This window comes from Cohnella hashimotonis, from assembly GCF_030014955.1.
Taxonomy (GTDB): domain Bacteria; phylum Bacillota; class Bacilli; order Paenibacillales; family Paenibacillaceae; genus Cohnella; species Cohnella hashimotonis.
Window position 1 is genome coordinate 269,690 of the sequence record NZ_JAGRPV010000002.1, and the last position, 26,135, is coordinate 295,824.

At 51.4% G+C, this 26,135-nt stretch carries 23 protein-coding genes; 22 read left to right on the forward strand and 1 reads right to left on the reverse strand.

Going from position 1 to position 26,135, the window contains the following annotated elements:
- Positions 1-14 precede the first annotated feature (14 nt).
- From gmd to KB449_RS35705, 5 genes are read left to right on the forward strand one after another with little or no spacing between them, the layout of a single operon-like run.
- Positions 15-1,100 carry a GDP-mannose 4,6-dehydratase gene (gene gmd, locus KB449_RS35685; RefSeq protein WP_282913178.1) on the forward strand — a complete coding sequence of 362 codons (1,086 nt, stop codon included), beginning with the start codon at positions 15-17 and terminating at the stop codon, positions 1,098-1,100.
- A gap of 11 nt (positions 1,101-1,111) precedes the next feature.
- Positions 1,112-2,044: a GDP-L-fucose synthase gene (fcl, locus tag KB449_RS35690; protein WP_282913179.1), complete on the forward strand. Its 933-nt coding sequence runs from the start codon at positions 1,112-1,114 to the stop codon at positions 2,042-2,044.
- Between the two features lie 21 nt (positions 2,045-2,065).
- Positions 2,066-3,406 (forward strand): flippase, encoded by a 1,341-nt coding sequence (locus KB449_RS35695; RefSeq protein ID WP_282913283.1) that lies wholly within the window; start codon positions 2,066-2,068, stop codon positions 3,404-3,406.
- A 21-nt stretch (positions 3,407-3,427) separates the two neighbouring features.
- A complete protein-coding gene (locus KB449_RS35700) occupies positions 3,428-4,591 on the forward strand; it encodes a glycosyltransferase (RefSeq protein ID WP_282913180.1) in 1,164 nt (387 codons plus the stop codon).
- 28 nt (positions 4,592-4,619) lie between these two features.
- Complete coding sequence (locus KB449_RS35705; RefSeq protein WP_282913181.1) at positions 4,620-5,720, forward strand: glycosyltransferase family 4 protein; 1,101 nt, start codon at positions 4,620-4,622, stop codon at positions 5,718-5,720.
- Positions 5,721-5,949: 229 nt separating this feature from the next.
- On the opposite strand, the gene KB449_RS35710 is transcribed toward KB449_RS35705, so the two are convergent.
- Positions 5,950-7,131: a hypothetical protein gene (locus KB449_RS35710; RefSeq protein WP_282913182.1), complete on the reverse strand. Its 1,182-nt coding sequence runs from the start codon at positions 7,129-7,131 to the stop codon at positions 5,950-5,952.
- Between the two features lie 361 nt (positions 7,132-7,492).
- Here KB449_RS35710 and KB449_RS35715 point away from each other — a divergent pair, with 361 nt between their 5' ends.
- From KB449_RS35715 to flgL, 17 genes are all read left to right on the forward strand, one after another.
- Positions 7,493-8,851, forward strand: a complete 1,359-nt coding sequence (locus KB449_RS35715) for a sugar phosphate nucleotidyltransferase (RefSeq protein WP_282913183.1) — start codon at positions 7,493-7,495, stop codon at positions 8,849-8,851.
- Between the two features lie 86 nt (positions 8,852-8,937).
- A complete protein-coding gene (locus KB449_RS35720; protein WP_282913184.1) occupies positions 8,938-10,101 on the forward strand; it encodes a nucleotide sugar dehydrogenase in 1,164 nt (387 codons plus the stop codon).
- A gap of 127 nt (positions 10,102-10,228) precedes the next feature.
- Entirely contained in the window at positions 10,229-10,900 is a 672-nt protein-coding gene (locus KB449_RS35725) for a hypothetical protein (protein ID WP_282913185.1), read from the forward strand.
- Positions 10,900-11,613, forward strand: a complete 714-nt coding sequence (locus tag KB449_RS35730) for a hypothetical protein (RefSeq protein ID WP_282913186.1) — start codon at positions 10,900-10,902, stop codon at positions 11,611-11,613. The genes KB449_RS35725 and KB449_RS35730 overlap by 1 nt, the downstream gene beginning before the upstream one ends.
- 21 nt (positions 11,614-11,634) lie before the next feature.
- Entirely contained in the window at positions 11,635-12,621 is a 987-nt protein-coding gene (locus KB449_RS35735) for a copper amine oxidase N-terminal domain-containing protein (RefSeq protein WP_282913187.1), read from the forward strand.
- 120 nt (positions 12,622-12,741) lie between these two features.
- Entirely contained in the window at positions 12,742-13,230 is a 489-nt protein-coding gene (locus KB449_RS35740; protein ID WP_282913188.1) for a VanZ family protein, read from the forward strand.
- Between the two features lie 222 nt (positions 13,231-13,452).
- On the forward strand, positions 13,453-16,161 hold the full coding sequence (locus tag KB449_RS35745) for a stalk domain-containing protein (protein WP_282913189.1): 2,709 nt from the start codon (positions 13,453-13,455) through the stop codon (positions 16,159-16,161).
- 148 nt (positions 16,162-16,309) lie between these two features.
- Positions 16,310-17,488, forward strand: coding sequence for a sensor histidine kinase (locus tag KB449_RS35750; protein ID WP_282913190.1), 1,179 nt, complete (start codon positions 16,310-16,312; stop codon positions 17,486-17,488).
- The gene (locus KB449_RS35755) at positions 17,478-18,212 is read left to right on the forward strand and encodes a response regulator (protein ID WP_282913191.1); all 735 of its coding nucleotides are present in this window, start codon (positions 17,478-17,480) and stop codon (positions 18,210-18,212) included. Before KB449_RS35750 ends, KB449_RS35755 begins: the two co-directional genes overlap by 11 nt.
- 342 nt (positions 18,213-18,554) lie before the next feature.
- Positions 18,555-19,142, forward strand: a complete 588-nt coding sequence (locus tag KB449_RS35760) for a hypothetical protein (protein ID WP_282913192.1) — start codon at positions 18,555-18,557, stop codon at positions 19,140-19,142.
- Between the two features lie 185 nt (positions 19,143-19,327).
- Complete coding sequence (locus tag KB449_RS35765; protein ID WP_282913193.1) at positions 19,328-21,490, forward strand: helicase-related protein; 2,163 nt, start codon at positions 19,328-19,330, stop codon at positions 21,488-21,490.
- Positions 21,487-22,251 carry a ComFC family protein gene (locus tag KB449_RS35770; protein WP_282913194.1) on the forward strand — a complete coding sequence of 255 codons (765 nt, stop codon included), beginning with the start codon at positions 21,487-21,489 and terminating at the stop codon, positions 22,249-22,251. The genes KB449_RS35765 and KB449_RS35770 overlap by 4 nt, the downstream gene beginning before the upstream one ends.
- A gap of 75 nt (positions 22,252-22,326) precedes the next feature.
- Positions 22,327-22,719, forward strand: a complete 393-nt coding sequence (locus KB449_RS35775) for a flagellar protein (RefSeq protein ID WP_282913195.1) — start codon at positions 22,327-22,329, stop codon at positions 22,717-22,719.
- Between the two features lie 89 nt (positions 22,720-22,808).
- On the forward strand, positions 22,809-23,075 hold the full coding sequence (flgM, locus tag KB449_RS35780) for a flagellar biosynthesis anti-sigma factor FlgM (protein ID WP_282913196.1): 267 nt from the start codon (positions 22,809-22,811) through the stop codon (positions 23,073-23,075).
- A 25-nt stretch (positions 23,076-23,100) separates the two neighbouring features.
- A complete protein-coding gene (locus KB449_RS35785) occupies positions 23,101-23,604 on the forward strand; it encodes a flagellar protein FlgN (RefSeq protein WP_282913197.1) in 504 nt (167 codons plus the stop codon).
- Between the two features lie 19 nt (positions 23,605-23,623).
- Complete coding sequence (flgK, locus tag KB449_RS35790; RefSeq protein WP_282913198.1) at positions 23,624-25,195, forward strand: flagellar hook-associated protein FlgK; 1,572 nt, start codon at positions 23,624-23,626, stop codon at positions 25,193-25,195.
- Between the two features lie 19 nt (positions 25,196-25,214).
- Positions 25,215-26,135 (forward strand): flagellar hook-associated protein FlgL, encoded by a 921-nt coding sequence (flgL, locus tag KB449_RS35795; protein WP_282913199.1) that lies wholly within the window; start codon positions 25,215-25,217, stop codon positions 26,133-26,135.

The following is a 26,135-nucleotide window of genomic DNA, read 5'->3' on the forward strand; positions in this document are numbered from 1 at the left end:
TGAGGTTATATCATATGGGAACTAAAGTAGCTATAATTACTGGTATTACAGGTCAAGACGGATCCTTTCTTGCGGAGCTTTTATTGAGTAAGAATTACATTGTTCACGGCATAATCAGAAGAAGTTCATCGTTTAATACCGGTAGAATTGAGCACTTATATATTGATGAGCTCCTGAAGGATATGCATCTAAGTAGAAGAGTTCAATTACATTATGGTGATATGACGGATTCAACTAACTTAATACGTCTTATTCGCGAGATAAAGCCCGATGAAATCTATAACCTAGCTGCAATGTCGCATGTTAAGGTGTCATTCGAGGTGCCAGAATATACGGCTGATGCCGATGGTATTGGAACCTTAAGATTACTTGAAGCCGTTAGGTTCTTGGGCTATGAGCAAAAGACAAAGATCTATCAAGCTTCTACCTCTGAGTTGTATGGAAAAGTAGTTGAGGTGCCTCAAACCGAAAATACACCATTCTATCCTAGAAGTCCTTATGGAGTCGCGAAGCTTTATGCATACTGGATTACAAAGAACTACAGAGAAGCATATGATATGTTTGCTGTAAATGGAATTCTATTTAATCATGAATCAGAGCGAAGAGGAGAGACCTTCGTATCAAGAAAAATAACGCTAGCAGCTGCTAGAATAAATAAGGGCACACAGAAAAAACTGTACTTGGGTAATCTAGATGCAAGACGTGACTGGGGCTATGCTAAGGACTACGTGGAGTGCATGTGGCTCATGTTACAACAAGACGTTCCGGAAGACTTTGTGATCGCAACAGGCGAGATGCATACCGTTCGAGAATTCGCCAATTTGGCATTCAAAGAAGTGGATATTGAATTGGAATGGCAGGGCGAAGGGGAACAAGAACAGGGTATAAACAAGGCCACAGGAGAAGTTATTGTTGAGGTAGATCCTAAATACTTCAGACCAGCGGAAGTAGAGCAACTATTAGGTGATCCTACAAAGGCAAAAACAGTGTTGGGCTGGAATCCAACGAACACAAGTTTCACTGAATTGGTAAAAATTATGGTTGCAAGCGATTTGAAGCTCGTTGAGCGTGAAGAAAGAATTAGAAGAGAATTTGATTAAGAGGTGAACCAATGAATACAGATTCTAAAATATATGTGGCCGGTCATGCTGGCATGGTTGGAAGTGCAGTTGTAAGAAACCTTGAAAGTAGAGGATACTCTAACATTGTTACGCGAACATCCAAAGAACTAAATCTAGTCCGCCAGGAAGAGGTCGAAGCTTTCTTTGAGTGTGAAAAACCGGAATACGTTATCTTGGCAGCAGCTAAAGTTGGAGGCATACTGGCTAATAAAACTTATCCGGCAGAATTTATTTACAATAATCTAATGATAGAAGCCAATGTCATCCATAGTGCTTATGCAAATAAAGTTGAAAAATTACTGTTTTTAGGATCTTCATGCATATACCCTAAAATGGCGGCACAGCCCATTAAAGAAGAGTATTTGCTTACGGGAGCGTTGGAAGAAACAAACGAAGCCTATGCCATTGCAAAAATAAGCGGTATAGAACTATGTAAGTTCTATAGGCAACAGTATGGCTGTGACTACATTTCGGCTATGCCCACTAATCTCTACGGGATCAATGATAATTTTGATCTTGAAACATCCCACGTATTGCCTGCCCTAATTAGGAAGTTTCATGAGGCGAAGGTAAATGGCTTAAAAGAAGTAGTCATGTGGGGAACGGGGAAACCTAAACGCGAGTTTTTATATGTCGATGATTTAGCGGATGCATGCGTACACTTAATGGAGAGTTATAGTGGAGATAAGCATGTTAATATTGGAACCGGACAAGATATTGAGATCGGCGAACTGGCGAAGATTGTAAAAAGTGTTGTCGGTTATGAAGGGGAAATTATAAACGACTTATCAAAACCGGACGGCACTCCAAGAAAGCTACTGGATGTCAGTTTATTAAGGAGTACCGAATGGCAACATCGAACTTCCCTTATCGAAGGCATAAAAACGGTATACGAATGGTATACGAATATTGATGTGCACTAACATGCGGGTATCCAGGTGAGTATGACAAAGTATGTTCCAAAGATGATACGAGAGAAATTAAGTAATAAGGTGATCATTCTATCAAATATCAGTTGGTTGGTATTTGATAGATTCTTTAGAATGGGTGTTGGGGTTTTTGTTAGTATATGGGTAGCGAGATACCTGGGGCCAAGTGATTTTGGCTTGTTAAATTTTGCCCAGGCATTCGTTGCCCTGTTTGCTGCTTTTTCAGCGCTAGGTCTAGATGGAATTGTAGTTAGAAATCTGGCCCACCATGCTGAAAAAAAACGAGAAATTTTAGGTACAACATTCTTACTGAAGTTAGTAGGCGGAGTGCTATTAACTGTTGTATCATTAGTGACTATTTTGGTAATTCGCGGAGATGACCATCAAAGCGTTTTGCTAGTAATGGTAGTTTCTTTAGGGTCCATTTTTCAATCTATGGATGCGATAGATTTTTGGTTCCAAGCTAACATCAAATCGAAGTTTACGGTTTATGCTAGAAGTGCATCCTTTATTATGATTTCTATACTAAAGGTTGGACTAATACTAACTGGTGCTGATTTGATGGCTTTCGCCATAGCTGGTGTTCTTGAAATAGGCTTAGGCTCAATCTTTATGATGTTTATTTATCAAAAGAAGGAGTTTGACTTATTTAAATGGAAAGCTAGATTTTCATTAGCTCGGAATTTATTAAGGGACAGTTGGCCATTAATATTCTCCAATATTGTTGTCGTTATTTATATGAAGATAGATCAAATCATGCTGGGTCAACTTAAAAATAGTGAAAATGTTGGAATCTATTCCGCTGCTGTAAGACTTTCGGAGGTGTGGTACTTTATACCGACTGCCATCGTGTCTTCTCTTGCGCCAATTATCGCAAGTTCTAAGAGGGACGGAAATCGTATAAAGTATGACACTCTTAATCAACAGCTATTTAATGTGGTTGCCATATTATCGATTGGAATCGCCATACCAATGACTTTTCTATCGGATACAATAGTTAACTTGTTGTACGGGAACGAATATGCTGTTGCCGGCAAGGTTCTAAATATACATATTTGGTCTGCAATATTTGTATTTCTAGGTGTTGCTAGAAATCCTTATATTCTCAATGAAGGCCTAATGAAGTTTTCTTTTGCTACCAACGGAATAGGCGCCTTGACCAACATTATCCTTAACCTTTTCTTAATACCCAAGTACGGGATGATTGGGGCTGCATATGCTACTCTAATTTCTCAAGCATTCGCATCATATTTGACGAACGCTCTTTATTCGAAAACTAGGCCGCTATTTATATATCAAACGAAGGCCTTATTTTTAACTTGGATATTAAGAAGAGAAAATAGAGGAAATCAGTAATAGTGGAAAGAGGGGGGCAATGTGCCTCAACTGAGAATAGCTATTTATCGACCGGGTGTGATTGCGAATGGAACTGCATTCGAGGCAATGGCGCTTATATATAAGTACTTACAACGTAAGTATGGATGGGAATTTACCGTCATCAAGGATGAAGAAGATCCCTTTGAAGATAAGAATCTTAAAGTAATTAATGTTCCCAAAAAGTCTAGGAAGACTATGCCGTTTACTCCTTTGCCATTAAAACCATTCGGGTTCAGGAGGGATGTCGTTAAAGTATTAAAGGGATATGACATTATCCTAAGCGTTGATCCTACTATATACAGCCAAGGGATACATGCTGCTTATGCCGCTAAAAAGTGGTCAATTCCTTTGGTCGTCGACGCGTCTCTAACCACAATGGGGGCTGGATATAGTTTGTTCTGGAAAGGGCATAAAAAATTTGCGAGTTGGGCATTGAAACAATCAAGCCTGATTTGGATTCCAACGCCTAAAACGGCTGAACGCTTCAGAGATCTAGGGTATCGGGACGAATCCATATTATCAAGATTAATTGTGTTAGGGCACCCCGTTGATACGGAATTGTTTAAGATAAACAACAGTGTGACAACTGAAAGGAAAACAATTATATGCGTAGCCCGATTGGTTTTGGAGAAAGGGATACAGTATATCATTGAAGCGGTTGCTCCTGTGATTAGAGAAGATAAAGAAGTGAAATTAAGGATCGTAGGAAGCGGGCCTGCGAAAAACTTTCTAACCAGACTTATTGAAGACGAAGGAATCAGCAACAATGTTGAATTCACCGATCCTGTGTCCCACAGCAATGTAGCAAGCTTATATCAGAGCTCCGGTTTATTTATAGGCCATCCTATCTCCATTTCCGATTGGGAAGAATTCTTTGGGGTTGTAAATATTGAAGCTATGGCCTGCGGTCTTCCTATTATTACGACGAGATGCGGTGGGATAACCTATTTAGCAAGAGAAGATATTGCTTCCTTCGTTGAAGAACGCGATATTGTAGCTACTACGGAAGCGATTAAAGGATTGTTATATAGTGATGAGTTGTATATGACGAGAAGTCAAAATGGAATAGAGTATGTCAATCGAAAATACTCTGTGAACGTCATTGGAGAGAAATATCGGAAATATGTTTTAAATCTAATAGAATCTCAAGCACACGGATCGTGAATGATAGAAATACTTTGAGGAGAACGATATGAAAATTGTTTATGATTTTAATGTATTCTCATTTCAAAGATACGGTGGAATTTCCAGGTATTTTTACGAGCTTATCCAAAGGGTTTCCAGGGATAATGATGCAGAGGTTTCGGCTTTTTTAGGTTTTCATATTAATCAGTATGGATTAGAAGACTATAAAGAATATATGAGCAATTACTTTGGTATAATGCGTCCTATGCTTCCTAAGTCGTATAAAGCATTTCTATTGCTAAATGAAATGTTGTTTTCCAGGCATCTTCAACATAATAAATTTGATATATACCATCAAACCTATTATTCAAGAAAAAACCACCGGACTAAAGCTGCCAAAATTCTTACGGTTCACGATATGATTCATGAAAAATTCCCCGAATACTTCTCTGAAAATGATAATACAACGAATCAGAAAAAAATCTCCATTAAAAATGCTGACGGGATAATTTGTATTTCCGAATCGACAAAAAAGGATCTTGTTGATATGTATAATGTCCCACAGGAAAAAATCAAAGTTATTTATCATGGTAATTCACTAAAAAAAGAAGTGAAGAATCAAAGAATAGTTGCGGCCCCTTACATTCTATATGTTGGCGACAGAAAAGGTTATAAAAACTTTAAATTGTTATTACAAGCTTATGTAAGTAACAGCATGACAAGAGATAATTATCACATCGTATGCTTTGGAGGAGGAGAGTTCTCTAAAGAAGAAAGAGAATATCTATCGACAAATAATATTATAAACAAGGTCCATCACTATGGTGGTTCTGATGATACTTTGTCAAACTTATACTATTTTGCATCATTGTTCGTTTATCCCTCTCTTTACGAGGGATTTGGTATACCTCCTTTGGAAGCAATGTATTATGGATGTCCGGTGTTAGCGAGTGATAAAAGCTCAATACCAGAGATAATGGGGGAAGCTGGGTTGTACTTTGATCCGTACTCTCTCGAGGACATGAGCGATAAGCTGAGTATATCCCTAGAAAATACGGACCTTCGAAATAAATTAATTACGAAGGGGTACGAACAAGAGAAGAAATACTCTTGGGACAGATGTAGCTCAGAAACGATAGAATTTTACAGAGAATTTCACAATAGATAAAGGTTACACTGATGCTCGGTTTCAACATGTTACCCGTTCTGATTGCACGGTGCGTTTTTCTTTTTTTAGTTGCTCTGTATTTGGGAAAGACACTGTATTATCAATTGGCTTAACGTAAATGAGAAGTAAATATTCTGAGAAAATTGTTGAGGATTAAACAGTGTGGATTGCAGCAGAATCGCTCCTGAGTTTTGATGCGTACAGATTGCTGGACATAGAAAAACCTCCATCATGTGAGGAGGTTTTCTTGTTCCATTTGGATTGTTTTTAGGTATCCACAAACATAGAGGATATAAGCAACGAATACGGGAGAGGCAATCAATACGGGTTCAACGAACGAACTAACGAATATTGCAATGAATAAACTAACGATTAAATATCGTTCAATGTTTGCTTTAATTAGCTTGAGAATTGAAGATGCATGCCGTATTTGAAATACAATGATGAGAATTACAGGGAATACTCCAACATAATTTCCGATATCAAGCCAGAAATTATGGGTGAAGTTCCCCTCTAACTCTGTTTTTAGCCCGCCTAAAGGATGCATAATCAGGCCCACAAACCCTTCTTTCCATAAGGTGTATCTGGAGCTTTGCAGTTCTTCGGAAAAGATTCTTTGAAGAATATCGGAGTTAGTAATAAAAGATGTGTAACGATTGTAGACGTAGAACAACAGCAATAGTACTACAGAAAAAGCAAAATAATCTCGTAATTTAAGTTTTTTATTAAAAAAGTAGATGGACAGACATGAAATGATTACGATAAATCCAATGTACATTGGCGTCCTGTTCAAAAGAGCAGAGTTTCCGTATATCGACATAATTGGGAGGAGTAAGACAAGCATCTTATATCTCAATTTAATGTTCGTGAATAAGAGACTAATTGCTGCCATTCCTAATGAAAAGTAAATTCCATAAACTGGACCGTTTATGACTACATCAGGTGACCAGTAAGAGTGTGCGGATCTATGAGCGATAGGGAATGTGCCAATGCTTTTAGATTCTGTATAAGTTGACATGAATGCGAACACAACAAAACCGGAAAGGGGGATCATTATTGCCAGCTTAATATTTCTAAATTGCTGGGCAAAAAAGTAGCCAACAAGGTAGGAGCCTACAAACAAAAGTCCATTCTTCATATCAGCAATTGGAAAGAGTTTATAGTAAGCTCCAATTGAAATATATAAAAATGAGAATAAAAACAAGATTGAGGTATCGAGCAAGATTCCTTGTTTTAAAATAATTTTATTTCTTAAAAGTATTGTTATTACAGCTGCGCATAGTAATGAGATAGACGAGTACGACGGGATATTTAATCCGAAAATGAATAACAATAGGATTAATAATTGCTCCCGAAAGCCAACTTTTACCGAGGATTGTTCGGTGAGATGATTTATAGAATATGTAGTCACAGTAACCCCCAAAATAATAGAAATCATGAAGAGTATATCAAAAGAACATTGATAAGGGCTACTATTGTTGAATCTAATGTCGAAGTTCATTGGTATTAGGGTGATATAATTCCAATTTAGGAGGGTGATTGTAATATGGAAAATCTATGGAAAGGTTAAGTTAGGTTGGGTAGCTAAAGGGTTTGGAGATATTTTTATACTAGGGTTTAGAGATTTCACTATAATAGTTAGGGTTTCTATGGTGACCACTCATAATTAATACAATAAATGGTATAAGTAATTTGTTGGTCTCATTGAAATGGTAAAAGGTAAACGTGCTCAACTTTTGGAATTTTAAGTTTTTGGGAATGAGGTCTAATTCATGAAGCTTATCCTTTTGTCAGGCGGCTCTGGAAAGAGACTATGGCCACTATCGAATGATGCAAGATCAAAGCAATTTCTCAGAGTAATTGAAAATAATGAGGGTCAGCTTGAATCCATGGTGGAACGTGTATGGAACCAACTGGAAAATCATAAGTTAAGTGATTCGACTGTCATTGCTACGAGTAAGGCCCAAGTAGAAATGATTCATAGTCAGTTAGGAAGCCAAGTTTCATTAGTTATTGAACCTGAACGACGTGACACTTTTCCAGCCATTGCGTTAGCGGCTTCGTATTTAATGTCTATGGCACAGGCGAGTATGGATGAGGTAGTCATTGTATTGCCGGTGGACCCATTTGTCGATAATAATTTTTTTGATAGAATTATAGACTTAGAGACTACATTGAAAAAATCAGAAGCAGATTTAGCTTTAATAGGTGTAAAGCCAACTTATCCTTCTGAGAAATATGGATATATTGTTCCAGAACAAAGTTCTAGAACTGATTATTTGGATGTTAGTCACTTTAAAGAAAAGCCTACTGAAATCGAGGCTATAGAATTAATAGTTCAAAACGCTTTATGGAATTGCGGTGTTTTTGCTTTTAAATTAGAGTACTTAATCTCTTTGTTGCATGATAAAGGATTGCCTGTTCAATATGATGCTTTATTGAATAATTATAATCTTCTGGAGAAGACTAGTTTTGATTATGCAGTTGTTGAAAAGGCGAAGAGAATCGTAGCAATTGCATACGAAGGTGACTGGAAGGATTTAGGAACGTGGAACACCTTGGTTGAAACAATGTCAAGGAATATAATTGGTAAAGGCATATTAAGTGAGGATTCAACTAATACACATATAGTAAATGAACTTGATATCCCAGTAACTGTTTTGGGAGTCAAGGATGCGGTTATTGCAGTTTCATCGGACGGTATACTAGTAAGTGAAAAAAGTGCCAGTCCTAGACTAAAAGAAACTTTAAAGGGTTATGAACAACCGCCTATGTATGAGGAGCGTCGCTGGGGCTGGTTTAGAGTTCTGGATTATACTAAGTTTGAGGATGAAGATGAAGTTCTAACAAAAAGGGTTTGTGTTAAATCTGGGAGGAATTTAAGTTACCACAAGCATTATATTAGGAGTGAAGTCTGGACGATCATCTCTGGACACGGAGAGTTTGTTATAAACGATGAGATCAAAACGGTAAAATCCGGGGATGTTTTGCGCATTCCTAAAGAAACCAAACATGCAATTAAAGCTATTTCTGATTTAGAATTCATTGAAGTTCAAACAGGAAATCAATTATTTGAATCGGATATAGAGAGAATATTTTTTACATGGGAAGAGATAACCGGACTGATGTAATATACAAAGCCGACCATTGATCTAACGAAAAATCGCTATTCAAAATGAGAATAACTAAATTACCGTGTAAAATTTGGAGGTTCCCTATGAAAATCACCATAGCCGGGACAGGATACGTCGGACTCTCCAACGCGGTGCTGCTGGCTCAGCACAATGAGGTTATTGCGCTCGATATCATTCAAGAAAAGGTCGACCTGATCAATTCGGGGAAGTCGCCGATTATTGATCGGGAGATTGGGCAGTATCTTGCGACAGGGAATCTCAAGCTGACTGCAACAACCGACAACTACGTTGCGTATAAAGAGGCAGATTATGTTATCATCTCGACGCCGACGAATTACGATCCGGAGAAGAATTACTTCAACACGCGAAGCGTGGAGGCGGTTATCGCGACGGTTCTGTCGATCAATCCCGATGCGGTAATGGTGATCAAGTCGACGGTACCGGTCGGGTACACGCAGTCGGTGAGGGAGAAGTTCGAGACGGACAATATTATTTTCTCGCCGGAGTTCCTGCGGGAGGGCAAGGCGCTGTATGACAATCTCTATCCGTCGCGGGTCGTCGTCGGGGAGCGGTCGGAGCGGGCGAGGGTGTTCGCGGATCTGCTCGTTCAGGGGGCGATCAAGGAGGACATTCCGGTTCTGTTCACGGATTCGACGGAGGCCGAGGCGGTCAAGCTGTTCGCGAATACGTATCTGGCGATGCGGGTAGCGTTCTTCAATGAACTGGATTCGTATGCCGAGGTGAGGGGGCTGAATACGGAGCAGATTATTGCCGGTGTCAGCCTGGACCCGCGAATCGGGGATCATTACAACAATCCGTCGTTCGGCTATGGCGGCTACTGCTTGCCGAAGGATACGAAGCAGTTGCTCGCGAACTATTCGGACGTGCCGCAGAATATCATGTCGGCGATTGTTGACGCGAACCGGACACGCAAGGACCATGTGGCGGAGATGATTTTGAAGCGTAATCCGAAGGTGGTCGGCATCTACCGGCTGACGATGAAGATGGATTCGGATAATTTTAGACAGTCGGCTATCCAAGGTGTCATGAAGCGGATCAAGGCGAAGGGTATTGAGGTAATTGTGTATGAACCTTCGTTAACAGATGAGTTTTTTAATTCAAGAGTATACGCGGATTTACGAGAGTTTAAAGAAAAGGCGGATGTCATTGTTGCAAACCGGATGTCAGAAGGTCTGGTAGATGTAGCGGAAAAGGTTTACACAAGAGATTTGTTTAGCAGAGATTAATGGTCATAACGAGGTTTAGTGCCTTTTTTTAACCAAAGAAATTCCCGGACTTGATTTACAACTTATGCGACTAGTTACAACTAAGCGTAGCGGCTTCCTACGTCGAAATTGAGGTGAACTTATGAGCATGAAGAAAAACAGATTAAAGAAATGGCTAATCGGCATCGGTTGTATTCTTGTTATTTTGCTCGTTAGTGCATACTTCGGCATTAACTATGCAGCCGATAAGGTTATGGACAAGCTGTCAGACTCTATATTGGAGAGCGCAATGGCTTCGCCCAGTTCTTCAATAAAGGATGAGGGTCAGTCTTCCCCAATTCCTACAGGTTCTCCGACTCCATTCTCTTTACCTGTCAAGGGGCCTGAACAGGAAGAGCTCGACCAGTCAGTGTCCGGTAACACCGTCCCTAGCGGGCAGAAGGAGGCGGACCCTAACTCTACCAATACAACCAGCGTTAATGGGAATTCTACAAAAAATTCCAATGATAACTCCGGTCACGCCTACAGTGCAGAAGTTTCGATCGACAAGGCGCAGACGGTAAAAGAAGAAATAACTTTTGGAGAAAAAACAAAGTTAATGACGATTATGCTAAAAAGATTGAGCGCCAGTGATATTAAGACATTGTCGGATCTGGCCAGCGGTGGCCTAAGCGTAGAGAAGAAGGTAGAAGCCAAGAAGATTATTCTTGAAAAGCTCAGTGAAAAAGAGTACGACGAACTGATTAAGATCGCTCAGAAATACGGTATGAGCGAAGGCAAGAGCTATGACGATTCTAAAAAGGAAAAAGGTATGCAGTAATGAAAAAGTTATCTAGACGATTTCAGACTACTTTTGTTGCGGGCCTTATAACCATTACAGTTGTTGTTGTAGTTGCAGGATGTTCAAATGGAAATAGTGGAGGCGACGTGCTTCCGTCTTTGTCTCCGTCACCTAGTGCGGCTGCAACCCAGTTCGTTTCCCCTTCGCCCAGTAGTGAAACTGAAGAAACTCCGTTGCCCACCGTCGCTCCTTCTGAAACTGCATCGGCTACGATCGCGCCCACTAGTACACCTGATGCCACGCCAGTTCCTAGCAAGAATGTCGAGCCCAACGCAAGCGAACCGGCAAAGACGCCTTCTGCTTCGCCGAAGCCCTCTTCTACAGCTACCCAGAAGAATGGTGAGATTGAGCAAAAATACGAATCCGAATTCACCTCCATCCGTTCCAGCTGCCAAGCAAAAGTTAGCAACTTAACCGGAGAAGTGACGTCTTATATTGCAGGGGCCAAGTCGGGGGACGGCGAGGTGTCGATTGCGGATCTGCAGAAGAAGTTCCTGGGCAAGGTTGCCGCAGCCGAGGCGAGCTGTGATCAGAAGTTCAACAGCACGCTAGCACAAGCGGAACAGGCGTATAAGGACGCGGGCGTCGAAGAGACGAAGCTCGCTGCATGGAAGAGCCAGTACGATAACGGTAAGGCGCAGGCGAGGTTGTCGGCGATGTCGAAGATTCTGGCTGCTTGGCAGGCTGAGTAGTCAAAGGAGATGAGTAGTACCATGAACAGCAAGAGAAACATCCTATCCGCCGCGTTGCTGGGCGCGATGCTGCTATCGGTGCCGGTAGCGGCATCTGCGGCGACGACGACGATCGCGGTGGAGTCGAAGCCGATCGTGATGGAGTTTGATGGGAAGAAGCTGGCGCTGCCGTCGGGGCAGGTGGCGTTCATGTACCAGTCCAAGGTGTACATACCGCTGCGGTTCGCCTCTTATGCGCTGCAGAAGCAAGTTGAGTACGATGCGAAGACCAAAACGGTATCCGTCGCCGAGCCGACTTCGGGGCAAAAGGTCGCTTTAAAAGAGTACCTGACGAATGCTGTCGCTTCGGGTGAGAAGCCGTCCACTGCTATTGCGAAGGTCAAGCTGGTGCCTACGGCCGTAAAGCTCGTATTCGACGGTGTGGAGAAGAAGCTGCCGGCAGGGCAGCAAGCCTATAACGTAAACGGCTCGATCTATGTGCCGGTGCGATTTATATCTGAAGCAGTCGGTATGACCGTACTGTGGGACGCGAAGACGGGGACGGTCTCGGGCGAGTCCAAAGTCTATCGCGAGTCGCAGACGAGCGGCGGTACATCCGGCGGCACGAGCGGGAGCACCGGATCCGGTGGAAGCGCATCAGGCGGTGGATCGACGGGCGGAACGGGGAGCGGCAGCAACGGCGGGACCGGTGGCGGCGTCACGAAGCCGAGCTATGAGTCGATAACAGCAAGTGCGAAGAGTCAACTGGATGCGTTGAAAATGAATTGTACAGTGACGCTGTATGATCTCTACACACAATATCAAGGTGCAACGACTGAACAGAAGGCTGCATTAAAGGCCCAGGGCCAGAGCGCGCTAAGTTCCTGTACGACGAAATTCGAAAAGATTCTGGCTGACACAGGGGCTACACTGACGGCGAATGGTTACAGCACCGCGATTCTGGAGGATTACCGGGCGCAGTTCGAAAAGGATATGCAAACTGGAAGGGAAATAATCGGAGCCAACTGAAGTCGATGATTTAGCATCAAACAAGTTATCTCTCAAGCGATGAAGCTGTCGCCAGAGGAGATAACTTGTCTTGCAAGGAGGGTAATTCGCATCTCTACGCTCAAAAAGCTGCTGTACGCCATGCCGCTGGTGCTGTGGCTGCTGCTGATTTTCGACTTTTCCTCGCAGACGTATTCGCAGCAGAGCATCATCCCGTTTATGAGGGAGCACATACCGGAGCATCGCCTGCAGCAGATCGTGCCGGACGTGACGATTCAATATAATCATAGTGTCATTCATGCGAAGGCGGATCCGTACAGATTCGTAGAGTTTCTGTTCCGCAAGAGCGCGCATCTGTTCATGTACTTCATGCTCGGTTTGCTGGCGCATCTGTTGTTGGTGCCGTGGATTCGCAGCCTTGCGTTACGTGTAACGGGGGCGCTGGTCGTCGTAGCCCTGTTCGCCAGCCTGGACGAATGGAACCAATCGTTCACCGGAGGCCGGACGCCGACGCCGCTTGATGTGATGGTAGATATAAGCGGGGCTGTGATCGGGCAGATCGTATTGTTCGTCATCATCATGATCTATCGGCGAATGAAGCGTCCCGGACGAAGGGCCATTTATAGCTGACCAAGTATATAGAATTTTATAAAGCATGATCCCTCCGCACCAGGCGGCAGGGATTATTTTTATTTTGCGAAAACACGAAATTTATATAATTCTCTTATCGCATGTAACTTTTTGTAGATTACGGAGTCTACTATTAGAGGGGAAGTATTGGGAGTTTGGTAGGATTCGGCTGCCGTGCCGCCCCGCGCAAATCTATGACAACATGGGAGCGTATTGCATCTAATGTCTGAATCGAAGTTTAACATTCTGAGAGCCGCTAGAGTCGTATGTATACCGATGTTGGCCGGGACGCTTGTCGTTGCTTCGTTCGCGGGCACCGGGTTGGCGCCGTTTGCGCAGCTGCAACCGGGCGTAGCCTCGGCGGCCACGGCGGCGGTCACGTACAAGCTGGTGAAGTCCGCGGAGGCCATCGTGACGTCGGGCGTCAAGCAGATCAACTATAGCTGGGTGCCTTCCGATACGAAAAAGAGCACGGTGCTCGTCCACGTCATGCAGATCGATCTGACGAATCCGTACGTACAGATGAACGCCATGAGCGGCAAGGCCGGCAGCGTCACAACCGGTCAATCGGTCGGGGCCATGACGAAGGCGACCGGCGCGGTGGCGGGCGTGAACGGGGATGTGTTCCAGACGGGCACCACGAGTGAAGGCGCGCCGCTTGGAGCGGAGCTGGTGTCGGGACAGTTGATCGTCGCGCCGACGCAGCTGCAGGGAATGTATGCTTTTGCGCTGACGAAGGACAAGACGCCGATTATCGATCAGTTTGCGTTTTCGGGCAGCGTGCAGGCAGCCAATGGGGCGCAGTTCAAGTTGTCGGGACTTAATAACTCCTCCTATACGACGTATCCGGACAAGACCGCGAGCCACGTGAACGCGTTGTACATCTACACGAGCGCATGGACGGCTGCCAATCGCCCTTCCAACAGCGGCACGACGCCGATGGAGGCGCTGGTCGTGGACGGCACGGTGACGGAGATCGGCGACGGCGTGCAGATTCTGACGCCGATTCCGGCGAACGGCTACATTCTGCGCGGGCACAAGGGGAAGGACTCCGGCAACTTCATTCTCAACAATCTGCCGGTCGGCGCGAAGGTGACGAGCGCGTACAATCTGGTGTCGCAGACGAGCGGCAAGACGTACAGCGAGAGCGACTTCCAGATGATCGTGAGCGGGCACACGCTGCTGATGGATGGCGGCAAGGCTTCGGCGTTCAGCCGGGACGTCAGCGGCGTCAGCGGTTCGTCCAACACGGCCCGCACGGCAGTGGGGTATGCGAAGGACGGCAAGACGGCTTATCTTGTGACGGTTGAAAAGTATGGGACCAGCAACGGCGCTACGCTGGCTGATTTCCAGAAGATCCTGACATCGCTTGGCGTATGGAAAGCGGTCAATCTGGACGGCGGCGGATCGACGACGATGATCACGAGGCCGCTCGGCGAGACGGCGACGACGCTGGCGCACTCGACGACTTACGGCACGACACAGCGGGCTGTGGCTGACGGCATCGGGGTATTCACGATCGCGCCTGCAGGCGAGACCAAGGGCATTACGGTCAGCGGGGCGAAGACGCTGTTCATCGGCCAGCAGGCGACCTATTCGCTCAAGGCGTACGACACGTACTACAACCCGGTCGATCCGGGAGGCTTGACGGCCTCGTGGAGCGTGAGCGGCGGGCTCGGCAGCTTCGCAAGCGGCGTTTTGACGGCGTCCAAGGCGGGCACGGGCGAGCTGACGGTCAAGTCCGGCGCCGCGAGCGACAAGGCGAGCATCGAGGTGATCGGCGGCTCGCAGATCAATCAGCTCAAGGCGAGCCCCAATACGACCGTGCTTCAGCAGGGAGCGAAGATCACGGTCAAGCTGACGGCGACGCTCGCGGACGGCCGCACGCTCGAGGTGCCGGCGGACTCGGTGAAATGGGAGTTCAAGGGCTTCACGGCGGCTGCGAGCGGCGGCGTCATCACGATCGGCGCAGTCGGCGCAGAGACGAAGACCGGCTACGCGATCGCCAGATATGACGGCTTCTCGACGGCATTCGCGCTGAGCGCAGGGGCGGAGAAGAGCTTCGAGACGTTTGAAAACGCAGCTTACCCGGTGACGTTCGATCAGCTCCCGGCGGAGACGACAGGCACGGCCGCGATCGTCACGGGACTGCCGGGACGCGAGACGTCGAAGGCGCTGCAGCTGACCTACGACTTTACGGCCGGCACCGGAGACCGCTTCGCCTACGCGCTGCCGAACGGCAGCGCGGGCCTGGCGATCACGGGCAGCCCGAGCGCGCTGACGCTGGACGTCTACGGCGATGGCTCCAACAACTGGCTGCGCGCCGAGTTCAAGGACAAGGACGGCAAGCTGGCGCGCTTGGACATCGCCAAGGTGACCGACTGGATCGGCTGGAAGCAGATCCGCGTCGATCTGTCTGGCAGCGGCATCACTTATCCGGCGACGCTCACCAGGCTTTATGTCGTTGACCTGGCCGAGGGACAGGACGAGCGCGCGACGACGGGGGCGGTTGCTTTTGACAACCTGTCGCTCCAGTACCCGTCGGCCGTCGACGACGGCGCGCAGTCGAATATCGTGCTCCAGCTGGGTCAAAAGTCCGCTACGGTAGACGGCAAGAACGTGGCGCTCGACATCGCGCCGCTGCTGCTGAACGGGACGACGTATCTGCCGCTGCGGTTCGTGTCCGACGCGCTTGGCGCGGATATCGGCTGGGACCAGGCGGCGCAGAAGGCGACCGTCACGGGAGGCGGCAAGCTCGTCGAGCTGTGGGTAGGCAAGCCGGACCTGCTCAATACGGGCGTCCGCGCGACGGCCGCTGCGACCCCGATCCTGCGAAGCGGCAGAGTGCTCGTGCCGGTGCGCGTCGTTTCCACGGAGCTCGGGCGCAAGGTCGGGTGGGACCAGAAGACCAAGACGATTACAATTCGCTAATCTTGCGCAGCCAGACCTAGTCGGCCCGTCCACGTCGCACGCAAATATGATATGATGGAGGCATACCTTGTCTCCATTCAAGCCCGCCGGGGCTGGAAGCGTGCGACGCGAGACGGTCCGGAGTAGGGCGCGGAGGGGAGTTGCTCGATTGGACTATCGGGTTGAACAGATTGACCGGGTTATACAGAACGCGATGCGCGTCATGGAAGACAGCAAGATGCAAGTATTCGAGATCTGTGAGGCTGCGAGACGCGAGCTTGTATCGCTGGGCAAGGAACTGGAGAACGTTCTGAAAGAGACCTCCACGACGATCGACAAGGTCGATTCTCTCGAGCGGGACTACAAGCTATCGCGCATCCGGCTCACCGAGGTGAGCAGGGATTTCGTACGTTTCTCGGAGAAAGACATCAAGTCCGCCTACGAAAAGGCAACTCAGCTTCAGCTGGATCTGACCGTGTATCGGGAAAAAGAGAACTATCTGAAGGCGCGCCGGGACGACCTGCAGAGCCGCGTTCGCAACGTGGAGCTGTCCATCGAGCGGGCGGAGATGATCGGCTCGCAGATGAACGTCGTGCTGGATTACTTCTCGGGTGATTTGAACCAGGTTACCCGCATTCTCGAATCCGCGAAGAACCGCCAGCTGATCGGTCTCAAGATCATTCTCGCCCAGGAAGAAGAGCGCAGGCGCATGGCCCGGGAGATTCACGACGGTCCCGCCCAATCGCTCGCGAATCTGGTGCTGCGGACCGAAATTGCCGAGAGAATGCTGGATACGAAGGATTTGGAGCTTGTGCGCAGCGAATTGGTCGATTTAAAATCGCAGATACGTTCCGGACTGGGGGAGATTCGCAAAATCATATTCAACCTTCGGCCGATGGCGCTGGACGATCTGGGTCTTATCCCTACGCTTCGCAAGTTCGTGCAGGACTACGAGGAGCGCACTTCCATCCGTTCCGTCTTCGAGACGAGCGGGCGGGAAAAGCGAATCTCGACCGCACTGGAAGCCGCGATGTTCAGGCTCGTGCAGGAGGCGTTCAACAATGCCTTCAAGCATGCCGAAGCATCGTACATGTCGCTCGATATCACCTATCTGGAAGAGACGATCCGGATGGTGATCAAGGACAACGGCAAAGGCTTCCATACCGATCTGGCGGAAGCGCAGGCGAAGAAGAATGCCAAGTTCGGACTCATGGGCATGAAGGAGCGCGTGGATCTGCTGATGGGAGAGATCGACATCGATTCGGCCATCGGGCAGGGCACCACGATTACGATTCAAGTACCTATCAAAGCCGAAATGCGGAAGGAGTTGGACATTAATGGAGAGTAAGAATTCGAACATCGCCTCGGGCCGCAAGATTCAAGTCCTCCTTGCCGACGACCACCAACTGTTCCGCGAGGGACTGAAGCGCATCTTGAACATGGAGCCCGACCTGGAGGTGATCGGCGAATGCGGAGACGGCATCCAGGTGCTGGAGTTCTGCAATCGGCAAAAACCGGACGTCGTGCTGCTGGATATTAACATGCCGACCGAGAACGGCGTGATCGCCACGGAGAAGCTTCGCGACATTTTCCCCGAGATCAAGGTCATCATCCTGTCCATCCACGACGACGAGAGCTATGTGTTCGAGACGCTGCGGAAGGGCGCTACCGGCTACCTGCTCAAGGACATGGAGGCCGAGTCGCTCGTTGACGCGATCCGCACGGTCGCCAACGGCCATGCCTATATCCACCCGAAGGTCACCGGCAAGCTCATCAACCAGCTGCGCCGCATGACGTATCTGGACGAGATCGGCGCCGCCTCGGGTGCCGCCGCAAGCCGCGAGACGATCACGAAGTTCGTGCCGCGGGGCAACAATCCGCTCACGCGCCGCGAAGCCGAAGTGCTGCGCCTCATGGCGGAGGGCAAGAGCAACAAGAACATCGGCGAGAGCCTGTTCATCAGCGAAAAGACGGTCAAGAACCACGTCAGCAGCATCCTGCAGAAGATGGAAGTCGACGACCGCACGCAAGCCGTCATTAACTCGATCAAGTTCGGCTGGGTGACGCTGTAAAGGCTTATCGCAAGATCGCAGCAGCAGGTATCATACATATGGCAAGTCGCTAAGGCGCCCTCCGACGATCGGCAGATCGTGCGGGGGCGTCTTTGGTTTGGAGCGATAAAGCTGCGCGTCTGCACCATGAGTAACTGTGAAAAGTCAATAACGGCGATTACAAAAGGCTTTACGTGCGTATCATTGCGAAACTAGTCTCCATTTGCGCGGCCGCGGACGACGGAACCGCCGAGCGCTGCGCGGCATATAGTGTCGCATAGCGGCGCGGCCTTTTCGGAAGAGCGTGTTTCTTCCGCAGTACCGGGTACGGACCGCCGAGTTCACGCGAAGGAGGTGGGTCCCATGATCGGATTGCTGCTGTGGATCGCCGGATGCTACGCGGTTGCCGCGGCTTGCGCCTATCGGCTGCTGCGTCGTCGGCGCGGGCCGGTCGCCAGGCGGCATTATGTCATCGTGGCTTGCAATCACGAGGAGCAGATCGAATGGGTCATCCGCTCGCTCCGATATCAAGGCAGTCTGTCGGGGACGGATGTCGGCATTACCGTGCTGCTCGAGCCGGAGGCGGCGGACGGCACCGCGTCGATCGTGGAAAAGCTCGTGCGCACGGAGGCGGGCGTGAGTCTCATCCGCCAGCTGCCCGAGACGGGCGAGGATCGCGCGGAGGGGCGGAGACGCTGGGAAGAGGCGAAGAGGGCGTATGCGGAGGCTTGGAGCGGTCCGGATACGGTGTGGATGGAGCTGTCGCGGAGCGGGAACAGTGAGGTTGACGGTCGTGGCGATGGCTTCGGAGGCGGATTTGGCGGCGGCTTGGGCGAAGGTGCGGGCCGCAGGGCGGGATACGGCACGGGGAGTGGAGCTGGGCATGGGTCCGGGCGCGGGGACGACGAAGGGCATTCGGAATTGACATCTGTGACCGATCGTTTACAATAGAAGTAATTGAATGGCTGATAGTGACCGAATGTGGTTAGCTGATGAATGACGCTTGTAAATCAAATATTGGAACGAGTGAAGCACACTCGCTGACGGCCCGAAGGCCGGAGCGGATGTGCTTTTTTTGCGTTCCTCGCCTTCGCCGGAAGCGGGCATAAGATCGATTTTGTAAAGGGGATAAGAGAATGAGGGCAATTGTGTATGCGGTGCGAATGACGACGGGATGGCAGGCTAGGTACACGGTGGATTGGGAGACGGACATGGCCTATTGGCTGGATGCTAAATATCGTGAGTGCCTGGTGAAGGCATGGGGGCAGGAGGTTGGAGGCGGATTCGCTGTAGGGCGAGAGACGGCAAGCATGATTGTCAAAATGAAGCGCTCGCTTCCCTTAGGCGATGCCGAGGTTGGATGCAGCAAGATCCAAGCGAAGCTTGGCGGAAAAGGAGAGACGCTTGATGCAGGTGCCGTGGAGCGTATATTGTTGCGCGTGTTTGGCGGGGCTGAAGCTGCCCGCACGATTTATAGTTCGCACGTAGGCGTACCATTGCCGCCAGGTATAGGTTCTGGCTGCGAGTTGCTATTGCCCGTACCGGCCGGGGAATTGGGGCGCGGCGCCGAGGCGAGGCTTCAAGCGCTGCGGCTGCGGGTGATTGCGCCGCTGTTTCAGGGGCGCTCGCTGCTGCAGGCGGAAGCGGTGGCGCTGCTTGCCGAGCATGCGCCGGGGGTAACTTTAGGCGCCGGGCTGGCGGCGCTGGCGCAGCTGGGCGCCCTGATAGGCGCGCTGCGGCTCGGCGCGGCGGTCGCAGACGGCGCGCCGCGAGGCGCCGCGCGGCAGAGCGGGCGCCTGCGCTGCCGGCGGTGCGGCAGCGGCGAAGCGGCCATGCGGCGCTCGGCGTGCGCCGCTTGCGGGAGCGGCGCCTGCGCCGTCTGCGAGGCGTGCCTCGCGCTCGGCCGCAGCCGCGCGTGCGGGCTGCTCGTGCGCGGCCCGGCGCCCGCGGCTTCGCCGCTCGGTCTGGGCTTGGCCGGGGCGGCCGGCCCGGCCGCGGCGGACATATGCGCGCGTTGGGGGCTTAGCCCCGCGCAGCGGGTCGCGTCGGAGCAGGCGGTGCGCTTCCTGCTGGGCGGGCGCGAGCCGGGCGCCGAAGCGGAGCCCGGCCAGAGCACATTCGGCCCAACGGCTCCCCGCGCCGGCCGTTCTATATTTCGCTTCCGTCGCCGTTCTGCCGCTCTCTCCGGATCGGAGCAGACGCCGCCGCCGGAAGATCCGATGGCGATTCAGCCTCGCTCCTTCTTGTTATGGGCGGTCACCGGCGCCGGCAAGACCGAGATGATCTTCCCGCTGCTGGACGCAGTGCTGAGCGCGGGTGGCAGGGCTTTGCTGGCGACGCCTCGTAGAGACGTCGTGCTCGAGCTTGCGCCGCGGCTGGCCAAGGCGTTTCCGGCGCGCAGCATCGCCGTGCTCTATGGCGGCAGTGGCGAACGTTGGCAGCAGGCGGAGCTGACGCTGGCGACTACGCATCAGCTGATGCGCTTCGGCCAGGCGTTCGACCTCGTGCTGATTGACGAGCTCGATGCTTTTCCCTACCATGGCGACCCCATGCTTCACCATGCGGCTGCCGCAGCCCGGAAGCCCGACGGTTCCACCGTGCTTTTGAGCGCGACCCCGCCGCCGGCGCTGCGTCGGGCGGTCCGTTTTGGACGTTTGCCATGCGCGCGGGTTCCGGTTCGCTACCATAGGCATCCGCTGCCTATGCCAAGGATCATGTGCATGCCTCCGCTGCATCGTTGGAGTGTCGAGGCTGCAGCCGCATCTTCCGAGAAGCGCCCGGACCTTAGACAGCGTTTGGCGGGCAGGCAGGCTGCAGCGTTATTCGCTTGCATCGCCTCTTCGCTGGCACGCGGCGCCCAGGTTTTTGTGTTCGTTCCCTACATCAAGCAGATCGATTCGCTGGTGGCGCTGTTCCGCAGGCAGGCTCCAGTCTGGGGGATATCGCCGGCGTTCATCGACGGCACCTCCTCCCAGGACGATGGGCGCAGGGACAAAGTCGTGGCTTTCCGGGAGCGCGAGCTCCGTCTCCTCGTGACGACGACCATTCTCGAACGCGGCGTAACCGTGCCGCGCAGCGACGTCTTTATTCTCGACGCGCACGCCAAGCTGTTCGACGAAGCGGCGCTCGTCCAGATGGCGGGGCGCGCCGGCCGCTCCGCGGATGACCCGGCCGGCCGCGTATTCTTCTATGCCGCGCACCGGACCCAAGCATTGACCGGCGCGATCCGGCAGGTGGCTGCGATGAATCGTCTTGCGCTGCGCGGCGGATATTTGCTTGAGCAAGGTTCAAACCGATGATCGCGGCGGTAATGAAGTTCATCTATCGTCTCTTTCAGCCGGTTCCTTCGGTTTGTCCGTGCTGCGGCAAGGAAGGCAGGGGCGTCGCCTCCGCTGCCTCGGTCATGCCCATTCGCCATCCTGAGGCGCGGGCGGCGCTGAACGCGCTTTGCGCCTCTTGCCGAGCCAAAGTGCCCTGGATCCTGGAAATCGCATGTCCGACCTGCGGCCGCTCGGAGCGGTGCGGCGATTGCCCGCGGCGAGCGAAGCTGTACTTTACGTCAAGCCGATCGGCCGTCCGCTACGAAGGCGATATGAAGGAACTGCTCGCAGCTTACAAATACCAGGGTGCCGAACGGCTCGCGCCAATTATGGCCGCCATGCTCGCATCTGCTTTCGAGAGAATCGCTTCTATGCACGATCGGCCGTTCGATCTGGTTACGGCCGTTCCGCTCTCTGACATGCGGCTGGCGGAGCGGGGATTTAACCAGGCCGAGCGAATGGCGGCTATTTTGGCCGGCTGGTACGGATTGCCGTACGCCAACCTGCTCGTCCGCACGCGCGATAGCGACAAGCAGAGCCTTAAGGGCCGTGGGGCGCGGATTCGGGACATGCGCGGACTGTTCCGCGCTGCTGCCCGGACGGATTCGGCGACGAGAAAGAGAATCCTCCTCGTCGACGACATCTATACGACCGGGAGCACGATGAACGAATGCGCGCATGCGCTGCTGCAGGCTTTTCCCGAGGCCGAGATTCATGGGCTCGCGTGGGCGAGAGCGTGACCGCAGAAGGTTACAACTTTTTCCCTTTCATGCTAGAATAACAGTATTCACAAGTTTGATCGGGAGGGCTCTCAAGTGGCTTTAGCCAATTGTCCGCGCTGCGGCAAGCTGTTCAACCGTCAATTCCGCACGATCTGCGACGAATGCCATGCAGGGATCGAGAGAGATTACGAGACTTGCTTCAAGTTTCTCAAGGATCATAAGGGCGTGACGATAAACGAATTGTCCGAAGCGACGGAAGTTTCGGTGCAGCAGATCACCAAGTTCATCCAGGAGGGGCGGATATCCAAGGCGGTGGCGCCTAATCTGACCTATCCCTGCGAGATGTGCGGCGCGGCGATCCGGGACGGCAAGATCTGCTTCAACTGCCAGAACAAGCTGAAAAAAGGGATCGCGGGATCCCAGATTGGCCGGTCCGAAGCCGATTCCCGCAACGGATTCAGGATTCTCGACAGAGATGATCGGTAAAATGAACTATTCATATTTTACGCCAGCCGGCCGATAATAGATTTAAATCTATTTTCGGTCGTTTTTTTGTGGCGGAAGGGGTGCTTAATTTGAAAATCAACGAGACACAGCGAATAGCCAATATAAGAAGCGTATATGGCAGCAACAACGACAACGCCGTGAACAACAAGACTGCAGCGAAGAAGAAGGATAACGTATCCATATCGCCGGAGGCGCTTGAGTTGCTCCAATCGCAGCAGTCGAACGATGCCGACAAGGCCAAGAAGATCGAGGAACTCAAGAGCGCCGTATCGTCCGGCACCTATCACGTCGAGGCCGGCAAGATCGCCGACAAGCTGCTGCCCTTTATCCTCTAAGACCGACATACGGGAGTGAGCGCATTTGGAATCAGCCTTCGAGGCGATATTGGAGCCGCTGCATGGCTTGGCGGACATCTACGGCCAACTGATCGGGCTAAGCATGGATAAGCGCGAGGCGGTGCTGGCCAACCGGGTCGACGTCGTGGCCGCCGTCACCAACAAGGAGGCCAGGCTGCTGCCGCAGGTCGGAGAGCTTGAGGCCAAGCGCACCGCTGCCGTGCAGAGCTACCTGACCGGTCTTGGGCTCGGCGGAGCCAAGAACATCCGTATGGAGCAGCTGATCCGGCTCATTCCCAACGCAGAGGCCAAGCGCGCGCTCGACGCCGTCACGGTTCGCCTGACGCAGGCGACGGACGAGCTGCGCCAGCTTAACGAATTCAACCAGCAGATGATCCGGACCCATCTGGAATATATCCACTACTCGATCGATGTCATAGCAGGCCCCAGCGAGGACGAGGCGACATATCACCGTTCCCTGCAGGAGCAAGGCTTCTCGCGGCCCAGCCAATTCGACACACGTGCATAAGAGAGAGGTGAATTGACGAATGAGATCTACGTTTCACGGCCTGGAGACTGCCCGGCGCTCGCTGTTCACGCAGACGGCCGCGCTGTATACGACCGGCCACAACGTCGCCAATGCCAATACGACCGGCTATTCCCGCCAGATTGTTAATATGACTGCCTCGCAGTCCATGGAGGCCTACGGACTGATCCGATCGACCGTGCCGGGGCAGATGGGTTCCGGCGTCGAATTCACGTCCATCACGCGGGTTCGCGAGAAGTTCCTGGACGATCAGTATCGCAACGAGAACAAGTCATTCGGCGATTATTCGATCCGCCAGGATACGCTCGAGAAGCTCGAGACGATCGTCAACGAGCCCAGCGAGAGCGGCGTCCGCACCGTTATTGCCAACTTTTTCAACGCCTGGTCCGAGCTCAGCAAGTCGCCGGAGAATGCGGACGGCCGCAAGATCGTGCGCGAGCAGGCGCTGGCGCTCACGGACGCGCTTAATCATACTGCCAAGCAACTGAGCGATCTGAAAAACGACCTGACGGAAAATGTGGACATCCGCGCAGGGGAGATCAACTCGAGACTGCATGGGATTGCCCAGCTCAACCGCAGCATCGCGAAGCTCGAAGGGCTCGGAGACAACGCCAACGATCTGCGCGACCAGCGCGATCAGCTGGCCGACGAGCTGTCCAAGATGATCAATATCACCGTTACCGAGCAGTCGGACGGCTACAAGATCGACATGGGCGGAACCGAGCTCGTGGCCGGCTTCGACGAGCCGGCGCCGGTGACGGGAGAGACGCTGACGGATGCCGTGGCATCGGGCGACCTGAACAGCGGCGAAGTGTACGGCATGATCCTGTCCAGAGATACGTACGTGCAGGGCTATATTAACGATCTGGACCGCTTGGCCAATACCCTTGCCAACGGCGATATCGAAGTCACGCTGCCCAAGGGCTCCGTCATTCCCGAGGGAACGACGCTGACCAACTCGGACGGATCGACGACGCTCTATTCGGGTTCGGTGTCCAGCCGCACGCTGTCGGGCGACACCAAGGTTGTGCTCAAGGGTCTCAACGCGCTCCACCAGCTCGGTTACAACACCTCTTCCACGCCGACCGGATTGCCCTTTTTCACCAATGCCGACGGCAGCACCGGGACGATCACCGCGGCTTCGATCACGCTGAACAAGCAGATCGCGGACAATCCGACCAAGATCTCCGCCTCGATGCGGGTGAACGACGACGGCACGCTGATCGAAGGCAACAACTCGCTCTCCGTCCTGTTCTCTCAGGCGAGAGATATGCGCTTTAACTTCGGGTCCGCCGGGGATCCGAATCTCAATACGGTCGACGCCTACTTCCGCTCGATCGCGGGCCAGCTCGGCGTTCAGTCCGAAGAGGCGATCCGCCAGATGAACAACTCCAAAGGTCTCGTCGACCAGATCGACGGCCGCAGGCAGTCCGTCAGCGGCGTATCGCTCGATGAAGAGATGTCGAATATGATCAAGTTCCAGCACGCTTACAACGCGGCCGCGCGGAATATGACGATGATCGACGAGATGCTCGACAAAGTCATTAACGGCATGGGCGTCGTCGGCAGATAACGGGATGAGGTGATTGGCAGTGGGAATTAGAGTTACGCAATCGATGATGAACACGCAGCTGCTCCGCAACGTCTCGAGCAATCTGGGACGCATGAACGACCTGCAGAACCAGCTGTCGACGGGCCGCCGCATCAACAAGCCTTCGGACGATCCTGTCGGGCTCACGTTCTCCATGCGCTACCGCAGCGAGATCGACGCCAACGATCAATACGTGAAAAACACGGATTCCGCGACGTCCATGCTGGACTTTACGGACACCACGCTCGGCCAGGCCGGCGACGTCCTGCAGCGCCTGCGCGAGCTGGCGGTCAAGGGCGCCACGGGCGCGCAGCCGCAGGAAGCTTACGACGCCATCAACCTGGAAGTCAAGGAGCTCTACAACCAGCTGGTGGAGATCGGCAACAGCAAGTTTAACGGCAAATACGTATTCAACGGCGAGCAGACGCAGACGGCGCCTTACCCGGGCACCAAGATCGACGACGCCACGGGCAAGATGGCTTACGAGGTGACGACGGACGCAGGTCAGACGCAATACGAGCTGGGGCCGGGCGTTACGCTGGGCGCCAATCTGACGGGCGTCGAGATTTTCGGCAATCCGACGGATGCCGACAATGTGTTCCTCGTCGTCAAGCAAGTGAGCGACGCGCTGAAGGACGGCAACTATAACAAGGTTTCCGATCTCATCGGCAGCATCGACACCCGCTTGGGGACGCTGCTCGAGAAGCGGGCCGAGGTGGGCGCGCGCACCAACCGTCTGGCGCTCGTGAGCGACCGCCTGACGCAGACAGGCGTCAACCTGAAGAGCATCCAGTCCAAGACCGAGGACGCCGATATGGCAGAGGTGATCACGAACCTCAAGACCGAGGAAAACGTCTACCAGGCTTCGCTGTCCGCAGGCGCCAAGCTCATCTCGCCGAGTCTGGTCGACTTCTTGAAGTAA